20 protein-coding genes are annotated in these 24,188 nt (G+C 63.9%); 8 read left to right on the forward strand and 12 right to left on the reverse strand.

What is annotated here, in order from left to right; genetic code table 11:
• Entirely contained in the window at window positions 1-1,071 is a 1,071-nt protein-coding gene (locus FQ746_RS20810) for an aminoglycoside phosphotransferase family protein (protein ID WP_144111540.1), read from the reverse strand.
• 222 nt (window positions 1,072-1,293) lie between these two features.
• On the opposite strand from FQ746_RS20810, the gene FQ746_RS20815 reads away from it, so the two are divergent.
• From FQ746_RS20815 to gloA, 5 genes are all read left to right on the forward strand, one after another.
• A complete protein-coding gene (locus tag FQ746_RS20815) occupies window positions 1,294-3,660 on the forward strand; it encodes an LPS-assembly protein LptD (protein WP_144111541.1) in 2,367 nt (788 codons plus the stop codon).
• A 67-nt stretch (window positions 3,661-3,727) separates the two neighbouring features.
• A complete protein-coding gene (locus tag FQ746_RS20820) occupies window positions 3,728-5,092 on the forward strand; it encodes a peptidylprolyl isomerase (RefSeq protein WP_186310786.1) in 1,365 nt (454 codons plus the stop codon).
• Between the two features lie 20 nt (window positions 5,093-5,112).
• A complete protein-coding gene (pdxA, locus tag FQ746_RS20825) occupies window positions 5,113-6,123 on the forward strand; it encodes a 4-hydroxythreonine-4-phosphate dehydrogenase PdxA (protein ID WP_144111543.1) in 1,011 nt (336 codons plus the stop codon).
• Window positions 6,124-6,255: 132 nt separating this feature from the next.
• Window positions 6,256-7,104: a 16S rRNA (adenine(1518)-N(6)/adenine(1519)-N(6))-dimethyltransferase RsmA gene (rsmA, locus tag FQ746_RS20830; protein ID WP_144111544.1), complete on the forward strand. Its 849-nt coding sequence runs from the start codon at window positions 6,256-6,258 to the stop codon at window positions 7,102-7,104.
• A 92-nt stretch (window positions 7,105-7,196) separates the two neighbouring features.
• Window positions 7,197-7,583, forward strand: a complete 387-nt coding sequence (gene gloA, locus FQ746_RS20835) for a lactoylglutathione lyase (RefSeq protein ID WP_144111545.1) — start codon at window positions 7,197-7,199, stop codon at window positions 7,581-7,583.
• A 6-nt stretch (window positions 7,584-7,589) separates the two neighbouring features.
• Here the strand turns inward: gloA and FQ746_RS20840 are convergent, their stop codons facing one another.
• From FQ746_RS20840 to FQ746_RS20880, 9 genes are all read right to left on the reverse strand, one after another.
• Complete coding sequence (locus FQ746_RS20840; protein ID WP_144111546.1) at window positions 7,590-8,507, reverse strand: M48 family metallopeptidase; 918 nt, start codon at window positions 8,505-8,507, stop codon at window positions 7,590-7,592.
• 44 nt (window positions 8,508-8,551) lie between these two features.
• Window positions 8,552-9,310 carry a lysophospholipid acyltransferase family protein gene (locus FQ746_RS20845; RefSeq protein ID WP_144111547.1) on the reverse strand — a complete coding sequence of 253 codons (759 nt, stop codon included), beginning with the start codon at window positions 9,308-9,310 and terminating at the stop codon, window positions 8,552-8,554.
• Window positions 9,311-9,379: 69 nt separating this feature from the next.
• Window positions 9,380-9,934, reverse strand: coding sequence for a D-glycero-beta-D-manno-heptose 1,7-bisphosphate 7-phosphatase (gene gmhB, locus FQ746_RS20850; protein ID WP_144111548.1), 555 nt, complete (start codon window positions 9,932-9,934; stop codon window positions 9,380-9,382).
• 10 nt (window positions 9,935-9,944) lie between these two features.
• Window positions 9,945-12,047, reverse strand: coding sequence for a glycine--tRNA ligase subunit beta (gene glyS / locus FQ746_RS20855; protein ID WP_144111549.1), 2,103 nt, complete (start codon window positions 12,045-12,047; stop codon window positions 9,945-9,947).
• Between the two features lie 15 nt (window positions 12,048-12,062).
• The gene (glyQ, locus tag FQ746_RS20860) at window positions 12,063-13,070 is read right to left on the reverse strand and encodes a glycine--tRNA ligase subunit alpha (RefSeq protein WP_144111550.1); all 1,008 of its coding nucleotides are present in this window, start codon (window positions 13,068-13,070) and stop codon (window positions 12,063-12,065) included.
• Between the two features lie 195 nt (window positions 13,071-13,265).
• Window positions 13,266-14,114 (reverse strand): FkbM family methyltransferase, encoded by an 849-nt coding sequence (locus tag FQ746_RS20865; protein ID WP_222105892.1) that lies wholly within the window; start codon window positions 14,112-14,114, stop codon window positions 13,266-13,268.
• Between the two features lie 144 nt (window positions 14,115-14,258).
• A complete protein-coding gene (locus FQ746_RS20870; RefSeq protein WP_144111551.1) occupies window positions 14,259-15,869 on the reverse strand; it encodes an FMN-binding glutamate synthase family protein in 1,611 nt (536 codons plus the stop codon).
• Window positions 15,870-16,025: 156 nt separating this feature from the next.
• Window positions 16,026-17,174: a tRNA 2-thiouridine(34) synthase MnmA gene (gene mnmA, locus FQ746_RS20875; RefSeq protein WP_144111552.1), complete on the reverse strand. Its 1,149-nt coding sequence runs from the start codon at window positions 17,172-17,174 to the stop codon at window positions 16,026-16,028.
• A 68-nt stretch (window positions 17,175-17,242) separates the two neighbouring features.
• A complete protein-coding gene (locus tag FQ746_RS20880; protein WP_144111553.1) occupies window positions 17,243-17,719 on the reverse strand; it encodes an NUDIX hydrolase in 477 nt (158 codons plus the stop codon).
• Between the two features lie 236 nt (window positions 17,720-17,955).
• On the opposite strand from FQ746_RS20880, the gene FQ746_RS20885 reads away from it, so the two are divergent.
• Genes FQ746_RS20885 through FQ746_RS20895 form a run of 3 tightly spaced genes read left to right on the forward strand, consistent with a single transcriptional unit; the run spans window position 17,956 to window position 20,928 of the window.
• Window positions 17,956-19,110: a Re/Si-specific NAD(P)(+) transhydrogenase subunit alpha gene (locus FQ746_RS20885; RefSeq protein ID WP_144111554.1), complete on the forward strand. Its 1,155-nt coding sequence runs from the start codon at window positions 17,956-17,958 to the stop codon at window positions 19,108-19,110.
• Window positions 19,111-19,129: 19 nt separating this feature from the next.
• Window positions 19,130-19,474 carry an NAD(P) transhydrogenase subunit alpha gene (locus FQ746_RS20890; RefSeq protein WP_144111555.1) on the forward strand — a complete coding sequence of 115 codons (345 nt, stop codon included), beginning with the start codon at window positions 19,130-19,132 and terminating at the stop codon, window positions 19,472-19,474.
• Window positions 19,474-20,928: an NAD(P)(+) transhydrogenase (Re/Si-specific) subunit beta gene (locus FQ746_RS20895; protein ID WP_144111556.1), complete on the forward strand. Its 1,455-nt coding sequence runs from the start codon at window positions 19,474-19,476 to the stop codon at window positions 20,926-20,928. The genes FQ746_RS20890 and FQ746_RS20895 overlap by 1 nt, the downstream gene beginning before the upstream one ends.
• A gap of 57 nt (window positions 20,929-20,985) precedes the next feature.
• Here FQ746_RS20895 and FQ746_RS20900 read toward each other — a convergent pair whose 3' ends face one another.
• Together FQ746_RS20900 and FQ746_RS20910 are read right to left on the reverse strand one after the other, a co-directional pair.
• On the reverse strand, window positions 20,986-22,221 hold the full coding sequence (locus tag FQ746_RS20900; protein ID WP_186310787.1) for a hypothetical protein: 1,236 nt from the start codon (window positions 22,219-22,221) through the stop codon (window positions 20,986-20,988).
• Between the two features lie 391 nt (window positions 22,222-22,612).
• Complete coding sequence (locus FQ746_RS20910; RefSeq protein ID WP_144111557.1) at window positions 22,613-23,908, reverse strand: class I SAM-dependent RNA methyltransferase; 1,296 nt, start codon at window positions 23,906-23,908, stop codon at window positions 22,613-22,615.
• Between the last annotated feature and the right edge of the window lie 280 nt (window positions 23,909-24,188).

Below are 24,188 nucleotides of genomic sequence, written 5' to 3' on the forward strand. Positions count from 1 at the left end.
CTAGAACGTGTAGCCGACTTCGTCGGCACGCCCTTCGAGTTCGTCGAGCAGTCGCGCGAACGGGCGCAGCGGCGCATAACGTTCGGCGACCTTGCGCGCATAGCCGATGAAGCGCGGCAGGTCTTTCATGTAGTGCGGCTTGCCGTCGCGATAGTTGATGCGGCAGAACAGGCCGAGCACCTTGATATGCCGTTGCAGGCCCATCCATTCGAGCTGGCGGTAAAACTCGCCGAAATCCGGATCGACCGGCAAGCCAGCCTTTTTCGCGCGCTCCCAGTAGTACACGAAGCAGTCGAGCTCGAACTCCTCGTCCCAGCCGATAAATGCGTCGCGCAGCAGCGACGCCACGTCGTAGGTGATCGGGCCGTACACCGCGTCCTGGAAGTCCAGCACGCCGGGGTTGCCTGCCGGCAGGACCATCAGGTTGCGCGGCATGAAGTCGCGCAGCATGAACGCCTGAGGTTGCGCGCGGGCGCTCGCGATCAGCAGCGCAAACGTACGGTCGAGCAGCCCGCGGGTTTTGTCGTCGATCTCACGGCCCAGATGGCGGCCGATGAACCACTCGGGCAGCAACTCCATCTCGCGGCGCAGAAAGGCTTCGTCGAACGCCGGCAGCAAGTCTTCGCGCGAGGTGAGTTGCCAGCGGATCAGCGCGTCGAGCGCATCGCGCATCAGCGTGCGGGCTGCGCGCGGTTCGTCGGCGGTTTGGGCTTCGGTCAGCGCGGCGAGATAGGACGCGGTGCCCAGGTCGGTCACCAGCATGAAGCCGGCGTCGAAGTCGACTTCCAGCACCCGCGGCACTGTCACGTTCGCGGCGCCGAGCAACTGCGCGACCTGCACGAATTCCCGGCACTTCTCGGGCGGGGGCGCGTCCACGGCGATCAGCGTGCCGGCGCTTTCATCTTCCGCCGCCTTACCGGCGAGCCGGAAATAGCGCCGGAAACTGGCGTCCGAGGAAGCCGGAACCAGTGTGGCCAGATCGAGCGCATAGCGTGTGGCGTGGGGCTTGAGCCAGGCCTCGAGGCGTTCGAGGCGCAGGTCGGTGGTGTCTTGGGAGGGGGGTAGCTGCATGAAATCCTGCGGCAAATTCAGAGGGGCAACGTCTTGCCATATAATACCCCACGACTTTTTTGACGCGACTCACGCCAGCTTTCGCGTATTCCGTTTTACCGCCCGCCGCACCGTTCGACAGATTGTCAATATTCATGTGCAGCCGACTGTCACGGTCAGCTCGTGCAGGCGGTGGATCGTGACTGCACAAGCTGACCCACGGGCCGATTCGCCAAACGATACATGCCGCCTAGACAGTTTTCCCAACCGACTCCCTCTTGTGCTGTCGTCCCGCGCAAAAGGCGGCTCGTCGCGGCGTTGATCGCCGTTCCGGGCCTGATGCCCGCACTTGCGCACGCCCAGTTGGTCGGGGAAGCCGCGCAGCCGCAATCGATCGATTTGCCCTGGGGCATGCAACTCGCCCCGCAACTCGAAGAACATCCGTTGCAGCCTGGCCAGAAGCCGGCGACCTTCGTACTCGGCGACACCACCAGCGGCACGACCGATCAGGACATGGCCGCGAAGGGCTCGGCCGAGATACGCCGCAATGCGGTGGTCATCAAGGCGGACGCACTTCACTACGACGAAGACACCGACATGGCCGACGCTTACGGCCATGTTCACGTGGCCAATAGCGGCAATACCTTCGTCGGGCCGGAAGCGCACATGCGGGTGGATTCGAGCGAAGGCTACATGAGCGCGCCGAAGTACCACTTCAACCTGACCGGCGGTTCGGGCAGCGCGGAGCGCGTCGATCTGCTCGACAACGAGCGTTCGGTGTTCACCAAAGGCACGTACACGGCGTGCGACTGCGAAGACAATCCGGCCTGGTACATCAAGGGTAGCGAATTCGATTTCGACACGGGCGCGGACGAAGGCGTCGCCCATAACGGCGTGCTGTTCTTCCAGGGCGTGCCGGTGTTCGCGTCGCCGTGGCTGTCGTTTCCGCTGTCGGGCGAGCGGCGCAGCGGCGTGCTGCCGCCCACGTTCTCGCTGAGTTCGACCAACGGCTTCGAACTCTCGGTACCGTACTATTTCAACCTCGCGCCGAACCGCGACCTGACGGTCACGCCGCGGCTCATCTCGAAGCGCGGCGTGCAGTTGCAGTCGACATTCCGTTATCTGTCGCCCACGTATTCCGGGTCGATCACCGGCGAATTCCTGCCGGACGATCACATCACGAAGACCAACCGTTACGCGCTGTATATCCAGCACAACCAGAATTTCGGTAACGGTTTCGGCGGCTACATCTACTACAACAAGGTTTCGGACAATACGTATCCGGAAGACCTGTCGTCGTCGGTGAACCAGTTCATGAACGGCACCCAGCTCCTGTATCAACAGGAAGCCGGGTTGACGTACAACAACGGCCCGTGGTCGGTGCTCGCGCGCGAGCAGCACTGGCAGACACTGACGCCGTCGGTCGCGCCGTATGGCCGCGAGCCGCAGTTGAACGTCAAGTACGCGAAGTACAACATCGGCGGGTTCGACTTCGGCACGGAAGCCGACTACTCGAATTTCCGCATTACCACGGCCGACACGACCCAGGGTCAACGGGTCATGTTCAACCCGTACCTGTCGTATTCGGTAGTCGGGCCGGGTTATTTCGTCACGCCGAAGGTGCAATGGCACTTCGCGTCGTACAACCTGAACAACATCGGCGACGACGTGCCGGTGGGTACGCCGAAGAACTTCACCGAATCGATTCCCACGCTGAGCTTCGACACCGGGCTGATTTTCGACCGCTCGGTGCGCATCTTCGGCGAGGATTACATCCAGACGCTGGAACCGCGTCTGTATTACGTGTACACGCCGTACCGCAACCAGGAATCGGCGCCGCTGTTCGACACGGCCGACTCCGACTTCGGGCTGGCGGAAATCTTCACGCCGAACACCTTCGTCGGTAACGACCGGATCGCCGACGCGAACCGCCTGACCGCGGCCATCACCACGCGCTTCATCAACCCGGCGACCGGCGACGAGCGCGCGCGTTTCGTGCTCGCGCAGGAGTATTACTTCCAGGATCAGCGCGTCACGCTGCTGCCGACGCAAACCAGCACGCAGGCCACGCACTCGGACCTGATCGCGGGTGCGTCGCTCAAGCTCGGGGCCGGTTTCGCGTCGGAAACTGCGTTCCAATATAATGCCGACAACAACGAGCTGATGAAGACCAGCATCGGTTTCGGCTTTAGCCCGGGCACCAGCAAGGTAATCAACGTCGCCTACCGCTACACGCGCGCGAACACCACGCTGGACAACCAGCCGATCAACCAGTTGCTGGTGTCGGGTCAATGGCCGCTCACGCATCGGGTGTACGGTGTCGGCCGCATCAACTACGACCTCGGCGGTCACCGCGTCGTCGACGGTTTGATCGGTCTGCAATACGACGCCGACTGCTGGACGCTCGGCGCCGGCATCCAGCGCTACGCGAACGGTGTGAACACGTCGGGGCAGTACCAGTCGAGCACGCGCTTTCTCGCGCAGCTCACGTTCAAGGGTTTGTCGAGCGTGGACAACGGTCTCGTCACGGCATTCCGCGCGAGCGTGGCGGGCTACACGCCGCTGCCGCCGCCGCCCGCGCCGGAAGCGCGTTTCACCAATTACGAATGACGTTCGCCCGCTCATTCATTGCATGCGAAAAGACGGGCCATGCGCGCCCGACATCATTGGAGTATCTGTGGCAATCATGAAAAAGCTTCGCTTGGCAACGCTCGCGGCCGGTCTTGCGGCTGCGGCGTCCTTCCTGGTCGTGGCGCCCGCACAGGCGCAGGCGCTGTCTTCCGGCAGTAACGGGCAGACGGTCGATACCATTGCCGCAGTGGTCAACAACGGTGTCATCACGCGGCGCGAGCTCGACGAGCGCATGGGTCTCATCTCGCGCCGGCTGCAGCAGCAGAACGCACCGGTCCCGCCGCAGGACCAGTTGCGCCAGCAGGTGCTCACGCAGATGGTGCTGGAGCGCATCCAGCTGCAGAAGGCGAAGGAAGACGGCATCGTCATCGACGACGCGGCCGTGCAAAAAACGCTCGAGCGGCTCGCGCAGGCGAACAACATGTCGATCGAAATCTATCGCGCGCGCATCGAGGCGCAAGGCGTGCCCTGGTCCACCTTCACGAACGACGCGCGCACCGAACTCACGCTGTCGCGTCTGCGTGAGAAGGAAGTGGACAGCAAGGTCACCGTGTCGGACGCCGAGGTCGCGAACTACATCGCCAGCCAGCGCGGACCGGGCGCCGGTCAGACCAGCGATCTGCGCATCGAGCACATCTTGCTGAAGGCTGCGCAGAACGCGCCGGAAACGGATATCGAAGCCGCGCAGCAAAAAGCCCAGGCGCTGTTGACCGAAGCGAAGGGCGGCGCGAATTTCGAAAAGCTCGCGAAGTCGAATTCGCAGGCGCCGGACGCATCGAAGGGCGGTGACATCGGCTTCATGGCGCCGTCCAAACTGCCGCCGGAATTCGTCACGGCCGCCTCCACGTTGCGTCCCGGTCAGGTCAGTCCCGATCTGATCCGTACGGCCGACGGCTTCGAAATCGTGCGCCTCGTCGATCGTCGCGCGGGCCAGGGCACCAGTTCGGATGCGCCGAAGCTCGTGCAAACCCACGTGCGTCACATTCTGCTGCGCGTCGGCGACGGCATGTCCGAACCGCAAGCGCGTCAGAAGCTGCTGGAAATCCGCCAGCAGATCGCCAACGGCGGCGACTTCTCGAAGTTCGCGCATACGTACTCGCAAGACGGTTCGTCGTCGCAAGGCGGCGACCTCGGCTGGATCAGCCCGGGCGAAACGGTGCCGGAATTCGAGCGCGCGATGAACAGCCTGCAGGACGGTCAGATCAGCGACCCGGTGCGCAGCGAGTATGGCTATCACCTGATCCAGGTGCTGGGCCGTCGCGAATCGCAAGGCTCGGTGTCGCAGCAGATGGATCTCGCGCGTCAGGCCATCGGTCAACGCAAGGCCGAACAGGCCTACGCCGACTGGCTGCGCGAACTGCGCGACACGGCGTACGTGGAAGTGAAGCCGGATCTGTCGGCTTCGCGCTAAGCCGACCCCAAGAACTCATCATGACCCAAGCCGCGCAGCCCGCCTCCCCGCACCTGCAGATCGCGATGACGACCGGCGAGCCCGCCGGCGTCGGTCCCGAACTGACGGCGCAGGCGCTGGCCGGCGCAGCGACGCATTGGCCGCACGCACGCTTCACGGTGCTCGGCGACGCGAACCTGCTCGCCGAACGCGCGCGCGCGGTCGGTGTCGATTGGGACGCGTTGCTCGCGAACGGCGAGCGCATCGAGGTGCAGCACCGGCCGCTCGGCACGCCGTCCGTGGCCGGCAAGCTCGACGCGGCCAACGGCCTATACGTGCTCGATCTGCTCGACTGCGCCATCGACGGTGCGGTGGCGGGCCGCTTCGACGCCATCGTCACCGCACCGCTGCAAAAGAGCACGATCAACGATGCCGGAGTGCCGTTCACCGGCCACACCGAATATCTCGCCGAACGCACGCACACCCGCCAGGTCGTGATGATGCTGGCCGGCAGCGGCCAGCGGCCGTTGCGCGTTGCGCTCGCGACCACCCATCTGCCGCTCAAGGACGTGTCGGCGGCGTTGTCGGTGGAGAGTCTGCTCGAAACGCTGCGCATCGTCGATCACGATCTGCGACATCATTTCGGTCTGCCCGCGCCGCGTATTCTGGTCACCGGCCTGAACCCGCATGCGGGTGAAAACGGTTATCTCGGCCGCGAGGAAATCGACGTCATCACGCCGGCGCTTAATCTCGCGAACCAGCAGGGTATCGACGCGCGCGGACCGTATCCCGCCGATACGCTGTTTCAGCCGCGCTATCTCGAGCAGGCCGACTGCGTGCTGGCCATGTTCCACGATCAGGGCTTGCCGGTGTTGAAGTACGCGACGTTCGGCGAAGGTATCAATATCACGCTCGGTTTGCCGATCATCCGCACGTCGGTCGATCACGGCACCGCGCTCGATCTGGCCGGCACCGGCCGCGCCGACTCGGGCAGCCTGATCGCTGCGATCGACACCGCGGTTTTCATGGCGCAACATCGTCGCGCGGGTTGAAGCGGCGGCATGCTTTGGTGTGCGCCGTTAGTACCATGCGTACCCGACGTGAAGTTGCGTGCTATCCAGGCGCCGTCCGCCGCCGCGACGGGCCTCTTTTCTTAAGCAGTTCTCTTTCTTAGCGTTTCTTCGATGTCCACCAGCAGACAGCAACCAGGCCGCCATCAAGGTCATATCGCGCGCAAGCGTTTCGGACAGAATTTTCTGGTCGACATGGGCGTGATCGATTCGATCGTCGACGTGATCGCGCCGCAGCGCGGCGAGCGCATGGTCGAGATCGGCCCGGGACTCGGCGCGCTGACCGGACCGTTGATCGAACGTCTCGCGACGCCGGAGTCGCCGTTGCACGCCGTCGAACTGGACCGCGATCTGATCGGCCGTCTGAAGACGAAATTCGGCGAACTGCTCGAACTGCATTCGGGCGATGCGCTCGCGTTCGACTTCGGTTCGCTGGCCTTGCCGCAGGAGAAGGCGTCGCTGCGCATCGTCGGCAACCTGCCGTACAACATTTCGAGTCCGCTGCTGTTTCATCTGACGGAGTTCGCGCACAAGGTGATCGACCAGCATTTCATGCTGCAGAACGAAGTCGTCGAGCGAATGGTCGCGGAGCCGGGCACCAAGGCATTCAGCCGCCTGTCCGTGATGCTGCAGTATCGCTACGTGATCGACAAGCAACTCGACGTGCCGCCCGAAGCGTTCCAGCCGCCGCCCAAGGTCGATTCGGCGATCGTGCGGATGATCCCGTACGAGTTGCACGAACTGCCGCCGGTGGATCAGCGTGTGCTCGGCGAACTGGTGACGGCGGCGTTCTCGCAGCGCCGCAAGATGCTGCGCAATACGTTGGCCGCGTATCGCGACTCGGTGGACTTCGAGGCGCTCGGTTTCGATCTGCAGCGCCGCGCCGAAGACGTGCCGGTAGCGGAATACGTGCAGGTCGCGCAGGTGTTACAGGGCAAGGCCCAGGCCGGAGTGCGGGTCTGAAGCGTGGCTCCTCATGCGTCCCGCGCTCTGCAATGTGACGCGATTCCGGGTACATTGACGCTCTTTTTTCTCACGCACAAACGGAGTACCTCATGCGCCTGCTACACACCATGCTTCGCGTCGGCGACCTGGACCGCTCGATCGCCTTCTACACCGACCTGCTCGGCATGAAACTGCTGCGTCGTGAAGAATTCCCCGACGGCAAATTCACGCTGGCTTTCGTCGGCTACACGGACGAGCGCGATGGCGCGGTCATCGAACTCACGCACAACTGGGATACGCCGTCGTACGATCTCGGCACCGCGTTCGGTCACCTCGCCGTGGAGGTTGAAGACGCCTACGCCGCGTGCGACAAGATCAAGGCGCAGGGCGGCAACGTCGTGCGCGAAGCGGGTCCGATGAAACACGGCAGCACCGTGATCGCGTTCGTGACGGACCCGGACGGCTACAAGATCGAGTTCATTCAAAAAAAGAAGTAAAGCGCATTACAACGTCGGCAGTAATTCCGGCGGATGCGACTTGAGTGTTTGCCGCGCTTCGCGGAACTCCGGAAAAATCGATTCGACGGTTTCCCAGAAGCGCGGACTGTGATTCATCTCCCGCAGATGCGCCAGTTCGTGCGCGACCACGTAGTCGATGATGGACAGCGGAAAGTGGATCAGCCGCCAGTTCAGACGGATCTTGCCGTCGCTCGAACAACTGCCCCACCGCGTGGCCGCGGAAGAGAGCGCATACGCGCGATAGTTCACGCCGAGTTTTTCCGCGTAGATCGCGAGGCGCTCGCCGAACAGACGTTTGGCTTCGCCTTGCAACCAGCCCTGTACGCGGTCTTTGATCTGTTGCGGGTCCGCTTGCAAGGGCAGCGGTATTTGCAGCGCCGCGTCGAGCGCGTTGAACGCCAGCGTGCCGCGCGGCGCGCCGAGCGTCACGCGCACCGGTTGCCCTAAATAAGGGACTTCGGCGCCGTCTTTCCAGTCGACCTTCGGCAACGCGCGCTGCTCGACACGCGTCTGCCATTCAATCAGCTTCGTAAAAATCCAGCGCTGCTTTTCGGTGATTGCCGTTTCGATATCAGCGAGCGTGACCCAACGCGGTGCGGTGATGGTGAGTCCCGTGCTGTCGATCGCAAAGCCGATCGAGCGACGCGCCGAACGCTTGAGTGCGTAATGCAGGGTGCGCGGGCCGATTACGACGCTTCTTAGCTTGCTGCCATCTGGCGCGAGCAACGTGGCGGGTGGCGCAACATGCGGCGGTTTGGCCGGCGACCCGCCCGGCGATGCCGGCGGTGCGGAGGCTGAGGACGGTGACGGCGACGACACGGACCCCGGTTCGGCGAAGAGCGGGAGATCGAGTTGCCGGTTATCGAGCGCCGCAGCGGACTGCGGCGTAGGAGACTTCTGCATCGGATTCGGCTTCGCGCAAGAACGCCCTCGTGGGCGTCAGCGCGTCAGATTGATGCGGCGGTAGAGGTGCTTTCCGCTGCGGGGTAGGCGGCAGGATCGATGCGGCGCATTTCCGTTTCGATCCACTGTTCGACGCGCCGGTTCACTTCGTCGGGCGTGAGCCCCGTGGTGTCGATCGGCTTGCCGATCGACACTGTGACTATACCCGCATATTTTAAAAACGAGTTACGTGGCCAGACGCGCCCTGCGTTGTGCGCGATCGGCACGACCGGCGCACCGGTGGCGATCGCAAAGCGCGGGCCGCCGGTTTTGTATTTGCCCTGCTTGCCGGTAGGCGTACGCGTGCCTTCCGGAAACATGATGACCCACGCGCCTTCTTCCATGCGCTGCTTGCCTTGCCGGATCACCGAGTCGAAGGCGTACTTGCCTTCCTTGCGATCGATGTGAACCATCTTCAGCATGCCGAGCGCCCAGCCGAAGAACGGCACGAACAGCAATTCACGCTTGAAGACATAGCACAGCGGGCGCGGCATCAGCGCGGGAAAAGCCAGCGTCTCCCACGCCGATTGATGCTTGGACAGCAGCACCGCGGGACCGTCGGGCAGATTCTCGTAGCCTTCGATCCGGTAGCGAATGCCGTTCAGCCAGCGCACCGTGTGCAACGTGGCGCGACACCAGCCCGCCGCCATCCAGTAGCGGTTGTCGGCGCGCATGAACGGAAATGCGATGAAGCACGCCGTGGCGTACGGCACCGTGAACAGCACGAAGTAAATCAGGAGGAGCAGCGAACGAATGAAGCGCATCGGCGTGGTCGGTGAGGGAAGAGGGTGCAGGTGGCGTGCGTGTTGTCGGAGAGGTGTCGCAACGGACGCTCAGTCCTGCGCGTCGGCGAGGAAGTCGAGCGCGAACGCGCGCAGGTCGGCATGCACCTTCGTGCCGTCGGGCAAACCGCCCGCTGCCAGCGTTTTGCGACCCTTGCCGGTCAGCACCAGATGCGTGGGATGACCGAGCGCCGCGCCCGCTTGCAGATCGCGTATCGCGTCGCCGACCACCGGGGTATGTTCCGGATCGACCTCGAAACGCTCGGCGATCATTTTCAGCATGCCGGGTTTCGGCTTGCGGCATTCGCAGTGATCTTCCGCCGTATGCGGGCAGAAGAACACCGCGTCGATGCGCCCGCCGACCGCCGCCGCGACGCGATGCATCTTGAGATGCATCGCGTTGAGCGCGTTCATGTCGAACAGACCGCGGCCGATGCCCGACTGGTTCGTCGCGATGGCGACGCGATAACCGGCCTGGTTCAGACGCGCGATCGCTTCGAGCGAACCGGGCAGGGCGACCCACTCGTCCGGCGACTTGATGTACGCGTCGGAGTCGACGTTGATCACGCCGTCGCGGTCGAGGATCACCACTTTTTTGGTCGGCATGGCGCGGGGCTCAGGCGGCGAGTCGGGAAATGTCGGCGACGCAATTCATCTGCTGATGCAGTGCGCCGAGCAAAGCCAGACGGTTGGCACGCAACGCCGGATCTTCGGCGTTGACCATCACGTCGTTGAAGAACGTGTCGACCGGTTCGCGTAACGCGGCGAGCGCGGTCAGCGCACCGGTGTAGTCGCGCGCGGCGAGTTGCGATTGCACGCGCGGCGCCACCTGCTCGAGTTGCGCGTGCAAGGCTTTTTCCGCCGACTCGATCAGCAGCGTGACCTGCACGCCGCCGGTAGTCGCGAGACCTTCCGACTTCTTCAGGATGTTCGAGATGCGCTTGTTGGCGGCGGCGAGCGACGCCGCTTCCGGCAGCGCCGCGAACTCGCGCACCGCGTCGAGGCGCGCGACGATGTCGTCCAGACGCGTCGGGTTGAGCGCGAGTACAGCGTCGATTTCGCCCGGCGCGTAGCCGCGTTCGCGCAACAGACCACGCAGACGATCCAGGCTGAATTCGTAGATGGCCTGCGTCGAGTCGGCGACGTTCGGTACCGTGGCGAACGTCGCATAAGCCGCGCGCAACAGTTCGATGAAGTCGACCGGCAACTGCTTTTCGACGAGGATGCGCAGCACGCCGAGCGCATGACGGCGCAACGCGAACGGATCTTTCTCGCCGGTGGGCTGCAGGCCGATGCCCCAGATCCCGACCAGCGTTTCGAGCTTGTCGGCGAGCGCGACGACGGTGCCGGTTGCCGTGACCGGCAACGCGTCGCCGGAGAAGCGCGGTTGATAGTGTTCCGAGCAGGCCAGCGCCACCTCTTCCGGCTCGCCGTCGTGACGTGCGTAGTAGGTGCCCATCGTGCCCTGCAACTCGGGGAATTCGCCGACCATGTCGGTAATCAGGTCGGCCTTCGCGAGACGCGCTGCGCGCTTCGCGAGCGCCGCGTCCGCGCCGGTCATGCCGGCGATTTCACCGGCCAGCGCTTCGACGCGTTCCACGCGTTGCAGCGCCGAGCCGAGTTTGTTGTGATAGACCACGTTGGCGAGCAATGGCACGCGATCGGCCAGCGGCTTCTTCTTGTCCTGCTCGAAGAAGAACTTCGCATCGGCCAGACGCGGACGCACCACGCGTTCGTTGCCTTCGACGATATCGCCCGGCGTCGCCGTTTCGATATTCGAGACGATCAGAAAGCGCGAACGCAGCTTGCCGCTCGCGTCCGTCAGTGCGAAGTATTTCTGGTTGGTCTGCATCGTGAGGATCAGACATTCCTGCGGCACTTGCAGGAACTCGTCCTCGAAACGGCACGCGTACACCACCGGCCATTCGACCAGCGACGTCACTTCATCCAGCAGCGATTCGGGCATCACCACCTGGTCGCCGTCGGCCTGCGCGAGCAGATGCGTGCGGATGGTCTCCTTGCGGTCGGCGAAACTCGCGACCACGCGGCCCTTATGCATCAACGTGTCGGCGTACGAGTCGGCGTGCTGGATCTGCACGAAACCTTCCGACAGGAAACGGTGGCCGAGCGTGGTGTCGTCGGCATCGACGCCCAGTGCGCTGACCGGTACCACTTCATCGCCATGCAGCGTAGTCAGGCGATGCACCGGCCGCACGAATTGCACATTGGTGCCGTCCGGGCGCTGATAGGTCATGACCTTCGGAATCGGCAGCCTGGCGAGCGTTTCGTCGAGCGCGGTTTGCAGGCCTTCCGCAAGCGTCGCGCCCGGCGCGGCATAGCGCAGGAAGAACGCTTCGGCCTTGCCGTCCTGCGCGCGCTCCAGGTCGTTCACCGAAAAATCCGGGAAGCCGAGCGCGGCCAGTTTCTTCGCGAGCGGCGCGGTGGGCTGGCCGTCTTTGTCCAGTGCCACCGAAACCGGCAGGACCTTCTCGCGCACGTGGCGCTCCGGCGCGACCGCGCGCACGTTCTTGATGGTGATCGCGAGGCGGCGCGGCGTGGCGTAACGTTCGAACGACAGTTCGCCTTCGATCAGGTCGCGCGCCGCGAGGCGCTCGGCAATGCCTTCGGCGAATGCGTCGCCGAGGCGCGCGAGCGCTTTGGGCGGCAGTTCTTCGGTCAGCAGTTCGACGAGCAGGGTTGCGTGTTGGGGTTGAGTCATGAGGTGAGTGTCTCGTCAGTCCGGGTCGATCTTGCGTTCGACTTTCAGCGGCGGCGCCCACGCGGGCATCGCGGCATCCTGTGCGTCGGTGGTGAGGCCGGGCACGCCGTGCACCGGATTGCCGAGCATCGGGAAGCCGAGTTTTTCGCGCGAGTCGTAATAAGCCTGCGCAACCAGCTTCGACAGTGCGCGAATCCGGCCGATGTAGGCCGCGCGTTCCGTCACGGAAATCGCGCCGCGCGCGTCGAGCAGGTTGAAGGTGTGGCCGGCCTTTAGCACCAGCTCGTAAGCGGGCAACGCGATCTGCGCTTCGATCATGCGTTTGGCTTCCGCTTCGTAGCTGTTGAAGATCGAGAACAGCAGGTCGACGTTCGCGTATTCGAAGTTATAGGTGGACTGTTCGACTTCGTTCTGGTGATACACGTCGCCGTACGTCAGGCGGCGAATTTCCGGGCCGTTCGGGCCTTGCTCTTCCCACTCGGTCCAGACCAGGTCGTAGACGTTTTCGACCTTCTGCAAATACATGGCCAGACGTTCGAGCCCGTAGGTGATTTCGCCGAGCACCGGCTTGCAGTCCAGACCGCCCACTTGCTGGAAGTAGGTGAACTGGGTGACTTCCATGCCGTTCAGCCACACTTCCCAGCCGAGACCCCAGGCGCCGAGCGTGGGGTTTTCCCAATCGTCTTCGACGAAGCGCACGTCGTTCTGTTTCAGATCGAAGCCGAGCGCTTCGAGCGAGCCGAGATACAGGTCGAGAATGTTTTCCGGCGCCGGCTTGAGCACGACCTGGTACTGGTAGTAATGCTGCAGACGGTTGGGATTTTCGCCATAGCGGCCGTCTTTCGGACGACGCGAGGGTTGCACGTACGCGGCTCGCCACGGTTCGGGACCGATTGCGCGCAGGAAGGTGTGAACGTGAGACGTGCCCGCGCCGACTTCCATGTCGATGGGCTGAAGCAACGCACAACCCTGCTTGTCCCAGTAGGACTGCATTGTCAGGATGATTTGCTGAAACGTGAGCATGAAGTGCCTTTCGGGCAGTGGGCCGCGCCGCAAATGCCGCAGCGCGAGATGGCCGTGGAGCGAAGTGCTAAACCCGAGATTTTAACGGAAAGGGAGGGGGGCGTCCGTTTTGACCGCTCGGGGCGAGCGGATCGGCGCGCGAGTGCGCGCGGGCGGTGTGACGCGTGAAGCGGAAGCCGGTAGTGCGCCGCCCGGCTAACCCGCCTGCGCAATCAGCGCATGAGCGGTCGAATCGGTGACTTCGACGAAGCCTTCCATTTCCATGGACAGTTCGCGCGGCAATGCGAGCATGTTGCTCGAGCGCGAGGTGCCGAAAATATTCTCGGCGCGTCCGCGAAAATTCGCAGGGTTGAAGAGTGGAGGCAAATGCCACCACATCCGGTAGTCCATGCGCCACAACCATTCGATCAGCGCCCGCGAGCGGTCGAGCCAGTCGTTCGCGAGATAGAGCGTGGGTCGCGATTGCGTGAGCGTTTCCACGGCGCCTTGCAGCACTTTCAACTCGAAACCTTCGACATCCAGTTTCAGCAGACTGACCGCGTGCGAGCGCAACGCGTCGTCGAGGCGAACGCAGGGCACGGGAATGGTGTCCGGGCCGGCTTCCGTTTGCATGGACACCGCGCCGAAGTCGCCCGGTACGAAATAGTCGGGCGGAGAAAAATGCAGCGTGCTGTCTTCGGCGCCGCACGCATACGGCCACGCAAGCACGTTGACGATACCGTTGGCCGCGAGGTTCGCGCAGAGATTCTGGAACACGAGCGGCTGCGGTTCGAACGCGACCATCACGCGGCGGCGGGCCTGTGCTTCGCGCGCCAGCGTGACCGTGTGCACGCCGATATTCGCGCCGACTTCGACGACGATACCCGGGCGCACCAGCAACTGCCTGAGCACCGCCGACTCGAGTTCGGCGCATTCGCCGTATTCGAGCAGCGCGCGGCCCTGATAGAAGTCGTTCGGATTGGCCAGCATCCAGCCATGCCGCGTTTCGACGAGTTGCGTGTGCGCGCTTAGCCGCAGCGGTGAAGCGGAAGAGAGTGTGACCATGAGCGATCGGCAGCGAAGTGACTGGCGGTGACTGGTGGGACACCAGGACCACGCCAATGTAAAGTCCGCCGTCGCGCTTGTATATAGGACGAATTCTTAAGGATTCTTAGTTGCAGCAGACCTTGAACCGCCCATCGCGCCGGATCAGGTCGCGGCCAGTTCGACCTTCGGCGAGAACGAATCGCTTTGTGCAATCGGCCACCACTTCTCGAACAGCGCATAGCGGTAGTTGCGGTTCAGCAGGTCGTTCGGTTCGAGATACTTCAACAGTTCCGACATCAGTTGCACCTCGTGCGAAGACACGCGCCGCACGATGTGATGCGCGCGCAGTTCGGCCGGATGCTTGAGGCCCGCGGCCTGAATGATTTCCTTCAACGCATGCAGCGTGTTGTGATGGAAATTGAACACGCGGTCCGCCTTGTCCGGGACCACCAGCGCGCGTTGCCGTACAGGGTCCTGGGTCGCCACGCCGGTCGGGCAACGGCCGGTATGACAGGTCTGCGCCTGTATGCAGCCGACCGCGAACATGAAGCCGCGCGCGGCGTTCACCCAGTCCGCGCCGATCGCGAGTGTCTTCGTGATGTCGAACGCCGTGATCATCTTGCCGCTCGCGCCGATGCGGATGCGCTGCCGCAAGCCGATACCCACCAGCGTGTTGTGCACCAGCAGCAAGCCTTCCTGCAGCGGCACGCCGACGTGGTCGGTGAACTCCAGGGGCGCGGCGCCGGTGCCCCCTTCCGCGCCGTCCACGACGATGAAGTCCGGCAGGATACCGGTTTCGAGCATGGCCTTGGCGATGCCGAAAAATTCCCACGGATGGCCGATACACAGTTTGAAGCCGGTCGGCTTGCCGCCCGACAGCGTGCGCAGGCGCTCGACGAATTCGAGCAGACCTCGCGGCGTCGAGAATTCCGAGTGCGTGGCCGGCGAGATGCAGTCGCGACCCATCGGCACGCCACGCGTTTCGGAGATTTCCGGTGTGATCTTGGCGGCGGGCAGCACGCCACCGTGACCTGGCTTCGCACCTTGCGACAGTTTCACCTCGATCATCTTTACTTGCGGATCGGCGGCCTGCTTCGCGAATTTATCGGCGCTGAAACTGCCGTCGTCGTTGCGGCAACCGAAATAACCCGACGCGATTTCCCAGATGATGTCGCCGCCGTGCTCGCGGTGATATTTCGACATCGAGCCTTCGCCCGTGTCGTGCGCGAAGTTGCCTTTCTTCGCGCCGAGGTTCAGCGCCATGATCGCGTTTGCCGACAGCGAGCCGAAGCTCATCGCGGAGACGTTGAAGATCGACATCGAGTAAGGCTGCGCGCGTTCGGGACCGACGACGATGCGGAAATCGTGATGCTCGAGCGTGGTCGGAGCGAGCGAGTGGCTGATCCATTCGTGCGCGACCGCCTTGACGTCGAGTTCGGTGCCGTATGGCCGGCTGTCCACGTCGTTCTTCGCGCGTTGATAAACGATGCTGCGCTGCGCGCGCGAGAACGGCCGCTCGTCGGTATCGCCTTCAACGAAATACTGGCGGATTTCTGGTCGGATGAATTCGAACACGAAACGGAAATGGCCCCACAGCGGATAGTTGCGCAGAATCGCATGGCGCGGCTGGGTCAGGTCGAACAGGCCGAGCGCGACGAGCGCGAGCGGTACGACGGTCCAGAACCATGAAGCATGATGGGTGGCGCCGAGCGCCGCGCAGAAGGCGAGCAAAACCAGCGCGCACCACATTGCCAGATAACGTCGTGAAAACATGCGAACTCCAGACTCCAGTGCAGGTAGAACCTCACGGAGGGATCGCCCGCGCGCTCGGCGTGGGCGGAGTCCGCCGCGAAGGAATAGGAACGACGGCTTAGTGGGTTAAGCATTTTTGTCCGGTGCGACGCAGGGTGCTCGCGCCGGGTGCGGAGTTTAGCGGGCCGTCAGCAGAGCGGCCGTTTGCGGTCGAGGCGCGAGCGCGGGTTGCGCGGTCACCGCGTGTTCGATGATGCCGCCGCCCAGGCACACGTCGCCATCGTAAAGCACCGCTGATTGCCCGGGTGTGACAGCCCACTGCGCCGCGTCGAAAGTGAGTTCGAAGAGCCCGGAGTCGGCGCCGCCCGCAGCGAAGCGGCACGCCGCATCGGCCTGCCGGTAACGCGTTTTCGCGCCGCATGCGAAGCCGTTTGCGGGCGGCTCGCCGGCCACCCAACTGGTGTTGCCGGCGCTCAACGTATGACTGAGCAGCCACGGATGCTCGTGACCCTGCGCGACATACAGCGTGTTCGACGGAATGTCCTTGCCCGCCACGAACCACGGTTCGCCGCTGCCGTCCTTGCTGCCGCCGAGTCCGATGCCCTTGCGCTGTCCGAACGTGTAGAACGCGAGGCCGATATGTTCGCCGACCGTTTTGCCTTCGGTGGTTTTCATCGGGCCGGGTTGGGTCGGCAGATAGCGGTTCAGGAAGTCGCGAAACGGCCGTTCGCCGATAAAGCAGATGCCGGTGGAGTCTTTTTTCTTCGCATTCGGCAATGCGATCTGTTCGGCGATTTCGCGGACTTTGGTTTTAGGCATCTCGCCGAGCGGAAACAGCGTTTTGGACAGTTGCGCCTGATTCAGCCGGTGCAGGAAGTAGGACTGGTCCTTCGTGTGATCGAATGCCTTGAGCAGTTCGAAGCGGCCGTCGTTCTCGCGCACGCGCGCATAGTGACCGGTTGCGATGGTTTCCGCGCCGAGCGACATCGCGTGGTCGAGGAAAGCCTTGAACTTGATTTCGGCATTGCACAGCACGTCCGGATTCGGCGTGCGGCCGGCCGAGTATTCGCGCAGGAATTCGGCGAACACGCGGTCCTTGTATTCCGACGCGAAGTTGACCGCTTCCACGTCGATGCCGATCAGGTCCGCCACCGACACTACGTCGATCCAGTCCTGCCGGGTCGAACAGTATTCGCTGTCGTCGTCGTCTTCCCAGTTTTTCATGAACAGGCCGACCACGTCGTAGCCCTGTTCCTTCAGCAGCCATGCGGTGACCGACGAATCGACGCCGCCCGACATGCCTACTACGACTTTCTGCTTGCTCATAAGGTACTCGCTGGCTACTGACTGGTGCTGCGTTGCTTCGTTGATCGTGGGGTGGCGTTCGCCTGCATCTACGACGGACCGACCGAATGCGTGTGCACGAAGTCAAGCGGAAAACGCCGGCCGGCCAGGTAGTCGTCCACGCACTGCATGACGAGCGGCGTGCGGTGCCGTTGCGGGCAGGCGCGGATTTCGTCGGCGCTCATCCAGACCGTGCGGACGATGTCGGGGTCGAGCGCGCGTTGCGCGTCCGCCGGACCAGCCGTGCCGCAGTAGGTGAAGCGCAGATAGGTCACCCCAGCGCCGCCGGGCCGCTCGAAATGCGTCATGTACATGCCCACCAACGCTTGCGGCGCGAACGGATGAGCCGTTTCCTCGAGCGTTTCGCGGACCACCGCTTCCAGCAGCGTCTCGCCCGCTTCCAGATGGCCGGCCGGCTGATTCAGGCGCAGGCCGTCGGCCGTGTGCTCTTCGACGAGCAGAAAACGCCCGTCCTGTTCGACGATGGCCGCGACGGTCACGTGCGGCAGCCAAGTTTCCGGTTTCATGGGTGCGCATTTTACCGGTTATGGGCGACGCTTGCCCGCGGGCGGGCGCGTCCGGACGCCTGCGGCATCGTGACCGCTGCATCCGCCACATCGTGTTCTGCATTGTCCCCCGCATTGTCCCCAATTCCGGGCCCGTCTTCGTATCGGTTACAGTGGGACGTTAGCCGTTGCACTTGCAAGCCGGCGTGCCTCGTCGGCCGTTCTGTCGTCCCACAGGAAGTCCGAGGAGAGTCACGATGCACATCGGAGTGCCAGCCGAGACGCGCGCGCACGAGACCCGCGTCGCCGCGACGCCCGAGACGGTGAAAAAGTATGTCGCCCAGGGCCACCGGGTCACGATCCAGAGCGGCGCCGGTACCGGCGCAAGCTATCCCGACGAGGCCTTCAGCGCCGCCGGCGCGGAAATCGTCGATGCGGCCGGCGCGTTCGGAGCCGAACTCGTCCTGAAAGTCCAGGCGCCCACCGACAGCGAACTGCCGTGGCTCAAACGCGGCGCGACGCTGGTCGGCATGCTCGATCCGTTCAACGCCGAACAGGCCGCAAAGCTGGCCGCCGCCGGTGTCACGGCCTTTGCGCTCGAAGCCGCGCCGCGCACCACGCGCGCGCAGAGTCTCGACGTGCTGAGTTCGCAGGCCAACATCGCCGGGTACAAGGCGGTGCTGCTGGCGGCCACGCTCTATCCCCGCTTCATGCCGATGCTGATGACGGCGGCGGGCACGGTCAAAGCCGCCCGCGTGCTGATTCTGGGCGCGGGTGTGGCCGGTTTGCAGGCGATCGCGACTGCCAAACGCCTAGGCGCCGTTATCGAGGCGTCGGACGTGCGGCCGGCGGTGAAAGAGCAGATCGAATCGCTCGGCGCCAAATTTCTGGATGTCCCCTACGAAACCGACGAGGAACGCGACGCCGCGCAAGGCGTCGGCGGTTACGCGCGGCCGATGCCGGCTTCGTGGCTTGCCCGCCAGTCGGCGCTGGTGCACGAGCGCGCCAGGCTGGCCGACGTCGTAATTTCCACCGCACTGATTCCGGGCCGCGCCGCGCCGACGCTCATTTCGGTGGACACCGTGCAGGCAATGAAACCCGGCTCCGTGCTGGTCGATCTCGCCGCCGGCCGCGGCGCCGGAGTGGAGGGCAGCGAAGGCCAGCGCGGCGGCAACTGTCCGCTGACCGAGGCGGACAAGGTCGTGACCCGACACGGCGTGACCATCGTCGGCTATACGAATCTGGCTTCGATGGTGCCGGCCGACGCGTCGGCGCTGTACGCGCGCAATCTGCTCGACTTCCTCAAGCTGATCGTCACGAAGGAAGGCGCCCTGAACATCGATCTCGCGGACGACATCGTCGCGGCCACACTGCTGGCCCGCGATGGCGAAGTCACCCGCAAGGCCGCCTGAACCTCCTGGGAAAGCGATCATGGAACTCATCAACCACACCGTCATCAACCTGATCATCTTCGTGCTGGCCATCTACGTCGGCTACCACGTGGTCTGGAACGTCACGCCCGCGCTGCACACGCCGCTGATGGCGGTGACCAATGCGATTTCGGCAATCGTGATCGTCGGCGCCATGCTCGCGGCCGGTCTGACGCTCGGCACGCCGGGCAAGTTTTTCGGCACGCTGGCCGTCGCGCTCGCGGCGGTCAACGTGTTCGGCGGCTTTCTCGTCACGCGGCGAATGCTGGAGATGTTCCGCAAGAAAGAGCCGAAGAAACTCGTTGCCCACAACACCGCGGACAAGACCGCCCGGGAGAACGCGTAATGAGTCTGAACGTCGTCACGCTGCTTTACCTGGTCGCGTCGGTCTGCTTCATTCAGGCGCTCAAGGGGCTGTCGAATCCGAAGACCGCGCGCATCGGCAACACCTTCGGCATGGCCGGGATGGCGATTGCGATCGTCACCACCATCGCGCTGATCGTCAGGCAGGCGAACGGACTCGGCTCGAATCTGAGCCTCGGGCTCGGTCTGCTGCTGGTCGCGCTGATCGTCGGCGGCGCGGTCGGTGCCGTGGTCGCCGCGCGCGTCGAGATGACCAAGATGCCCGAACTGGTCGCGGCCATGCACTCGCTGATCGGGCTCGCCGCCGTGTGCATCGCGTATGCGGTGGTATCGGAGCCGGCCGCGTTCGGGCTCGTCGATCCGGAGAACACCTACCCCGGTTTCCTGCCGTACGGCAATCGCGTCGAACTGTTCATCGGCACCTTCGTCGGCGCGATTACGTTCTCCGGTTCGGTGATCGCGTTCGGCAAGCTCTCGGGCAAGTACAAGTTCCGGTTGTTTCAGGGCGCGCCGGTCGTGTATGCCGGGCAGCATCTGATCAACCTGCTGCTCGCCATCGGCATGCTCGGCTTCGGCGTGATCTTCTTTCTCACGCAGGCCTGGCTGCCGTTCATCGTGATGACGATCATCGCGTTCGTGCTCGGCGTGCTGATCATCATTCCGATCGGCGGGGCGGATATGCCGGTGGTGGTGTCGATGCTCAACTCGTATTCGGGCTGGGCGGCGGCGGGCATCGGCTTCTCGCTGAACAACCCGATGCTGATCATCGCCGGCTCGCTGGTCGGCTCGTCCGGCGCGATCCTGTCGTACATCATGTGCCGTGCGATGAACCGCTCGTTCTTCAACGTGATTCTGGGCGGCTTCGGTAACGAGGCCGGCGCGGCGGCAGCGGGCGGCGCGACCGAGCAGCGTCCGGTGAAATCCGGTTCGGCCGACGACGCCGCCTTCATGCTCGGCAATGCGGAAAGCGTGGTGATCGTGCCGGGTTACGGCCTCGCCGTGGCGCGTGCGCAGCATGCGTTGAAGGAGCTGACCGACAAGCTGGTCGAGAAAGGCATCGAGGTGAAATACGCGATTCACCCGGTGGCGGGACGCATGCCGGGCCACATGAACGTGCTGCTCGCCGAGGCCGAAGTGTCCTACGACATGGTGTTCGAGATGGACGACATCAACGGCGAGTTCGGTCAGGTGGACGTGGTGCTGGTGCTCGGCGCGAACGACGTGGTGAACCCGGCGGCGAAGACCGATCCGAAGTCGGTGATCGCGGGCATGCCGATCATCGAAGCGTACAAGGCGCGCACGGTGATCGTGAACAAGCGCTCGATGGCGGCGGGTTATGCCGGGCTCGACAACGACCTGTTCTACATGGACAAGACGATGATGGTGTTCGGCGACGCGAAGAAGGTGATCGAGGACATGGTCAAGGCCGTGGAGTGACAGCCGGCCTGGTCGAAGCGGCGCGCACCGGCGCGCCGCCGCTCCTGCATTACTGCGTTACTGCGGCTCGTACCACGAGTAAGTCGCGAGCGTGCTCACCGGCGTGCCGATCTGCAAGGTGATGTCACGATGCGAGATCAACTCGATGTCGCGCAGTTCGCCCATATAGCGGCGCGAGTCGCCGTTGTCGTTGATGTATGCGACGACCGTCCCCGTCACGCCGGCGATATTCGTACTGGTGAGCGGCTCGCCCCAGATATCGAAGAACTGGCCCAGCGTGAAGTTCTTCAGCGTCGGCGTTTCGATATGCACGATGCCCGTCGAATCATGCGTGTGCATTTCATAGTTGCATTGCGCGAGGATCCCGACGTTCGCGGGTAACGCGAGCGTCTGGCCGTCCTTGACGATCGCGATGTGCGCATGCACGTGATAAAGCTCGCTCATGTTGGCCGCGCAGATCAGGCCATCCACGTTAGCGCCGGTGCCGCCGGTCGACGTGTTGCCGCTCGGCCAGAATGCGTTACCGACTACCCCGCCATACACCAGCGTGATCGGGCTCGGATCGAACGGCGGCGGATCGGTCCATGTGTAGGTGGGAATCTGTGTGAGCTGCGTGCCAATTTCAATGGTCACTTCACCGTGCACGGGCAGCACCAGGCTGGCCGGGTCGCCGGTGTACGTGGTGAGCGTGCCGCCGTCGTTGACTTCGATCGTGACAGGCGAACCGCTGATGCCCGCTACGCTCGTCGCGCCGAGCGTTTCGCCCCAGATCGCGAAGAACTGGCCCAGTGTGTAGCTCGTGCCCGTCGTCGCGTCCATGCGGATCTTGCCGCTCGAATCGACCGTATGGAGCGGATACGCGCAGCCGGTCTGCGCAGCCATGGTCGGCTCGACCGTGCCGATGTCCGCAGGCAGCGCGAGCAGACGCCCGTCCTGATAGATCGACAGATGCGTGTAGGTGTACGTGTTGCCGCGTACCGCGCAGCTTAGCCCGCCGATGGCCTGACCGGTCCCGCCCGAGGTCGTCGAACCCGACGGCCAGTTGGCATCGCCGAGCGTCGTGCCGTCGATCACCGGGGTGGCGGCTGCGAGTTTGGGCGTGGCAGCGGGTGTGTCCGATGCCGCGGACGCGGGCTCGGCGGTGCTTGCCGGTGCGCTCGCGCCCGTGGCGCCGGCCGCGCCGGATGGCGTGGCTGGGCTGCCGCCACCGCCGCCGCCACCGCCACATCCCGTGATCGCCAGCGCCAGAAAGGCGCCGGTCGCGAGGCTGCGAAAACCGAGTCCTTGCTGCATGTCGTACTCCGCTGAGGTCGAGGTAATGCCACGGGTCCGGGCAATCGAAGCGGTGCCGGGACTACTAAGTAAATGGAGGATTCGGATGGCGGGAGCCCGATGGACTTGCCAACGGGCTCGTCGATGGGCTCGCCGACAGGCTTGCCGGCGGGCTTCGCGACGAGGTTTTACGCGCGAGTCAGCGACCTGAAAGAATGCGATTCAGCGTAACAGATGGGATCGGCGGACGAAGCAAATGAATCACGGCGTTTTGTGCCGTTGCCTGTCGCTTTTAGTGGAGCCTGGCGGCGTTCGGGAGGGTGTGGTGCGCCGGCAATTGCCGGTTTGCCTGGGCGAAAAAAAAACGCTGACCTTGCGGGGTCCGCGTTTCGCTTGCTGGAGCGCTGACAGATCAGCTGGCAGCCGGGTCGGTGTTCTGCGGCCGTTGCCGCACGCTGCCGGCGATCAGATCGAAGCGGAACAGCCGGCATTCGAGCGCGCCGTTGAAGAGCGGCGTTTTGGTCGATTCGCGCAGGCGCAGCTGGCCGGGCAGTTTGCGATCGGACGTCAGGATGAAGGCATGCCAACCGGTGAAGCGTTGCTTGAGCGAGTCGCCGAGCGACTGGAAGAACTCGCTGTCGGGCGCTTCTTCCTGAGCGCGATGGAAGCTGTCTTCGTCGCGGATTTCGCGGTTGCCACGGCCTTCGCGGATTTCGCCGCGGGCATTGCGTCCGCGCACTTCGATCCGTTCGCCGTACGGCGGATTGGCCACCAGAATGCCCGCGTCGGACGACGGCGGCGTCATGCCGCGCGCGTCGACCTGTTTCAGCGGGATGGACGGCAGGCCGGCGCGCTGGAAATTGGCGCGCGCCTTGTCGAGCATGTCGCCGGAAATATCGCTGCCGAAGATCTGGATATCGGCGCGGGACTGGCGGGCTGCGTGTTTGGCGTCGAGCGCGGCGGACTTCAGCGTCTGCCAGGTTTTGGCGTCGTACTGCTTGAGCTTTTCGAAACCGAAGCGGCGTTCCGCGCCGGGGGCGATATTCAGCGCAACCTGAGCGGCTTCCGCGAGGAAGGTGCCGCTGCCGCACATCGGATCGTAGAGCGGCGTCCCGGCGGTCCAGCCGGTGAGACGCAGAATGCCGGCCGCGAGGTTTTCGCGCAGCGGCGCCGCACCTTTATCGAGCCGCCAGCCGCGTTTGAAGAGCGGGTCGCCGGACGTGTCGAGGTAGAGCGTGCATTCCGTGGCGGTGAGGAAGGCGAACACGCGCACGTCGGGCATGGCGGTATCGATGCTGGGGCGCGCGCCGCTGACTTCGCGCAGGCGGTCGCAGATGGCGTCCTTGACGCGCAGCGTGGTGAATTCGAGGCTACGCAGGGGCGATTTGATGGCGGTGACGTCGACGCGCAGGGTCTGGTTGGCGGAGAACCAGTGTTCCCAGCGTTGATCGACGGCGAGTGCGTAGACGTCCTGTTCGGTGCGATAGGGGCGATGCGCGATTTTCAGGAGGACGCGGCTGGCCAGACGCGAGTGCAGGTTGGCGGCCATGCCGGCGGCCCATCCGCCTTTGAAATGGACGCCGCCGGGGACTTGCGCGCCGGCGGTGAACGGTGCGCCGTTCAGGTGTTTGACGGCGATTTCGCCGAGCTCGGCCGCAAGCGAGGTTTCGAGGCCGCGCGGGCAGGGGAGGAAGAAGTCGAAGGACATTGAGGGGGCTGCCGGGGGCTGTGGGGTGGGGTGGGGGGTATTGTACAGGGCGCTGCCGCGGGCTTTTTTTCGTTGCACTGGCTTTTTTTGGCTTTTGGGTTTTGGCCTTTCCTTGTGTTGTTAGTGGTCTATTAGCGTTCCCCCTGTGCGGGGGGGCACCTACTTTTCTTTGCCGCCGCAAAGAAAAGTAGGCAAAAGAAAGCGGCTCACACCGCTAATTCTTAAGCGGGAACCGCGCGAGATTCTTGGTAGTGGTGCATCTGGAATCCGTGCCGTCGCG

This window comes from Paraburkholderia sp. BCC1886, from assembly GCF_900996245.1.
GTDB lineage: Bacteria > Pseudomonadota > Gammaproteobacteria > Burkholderiales > Burkholderiaceae > Paraburkholderia.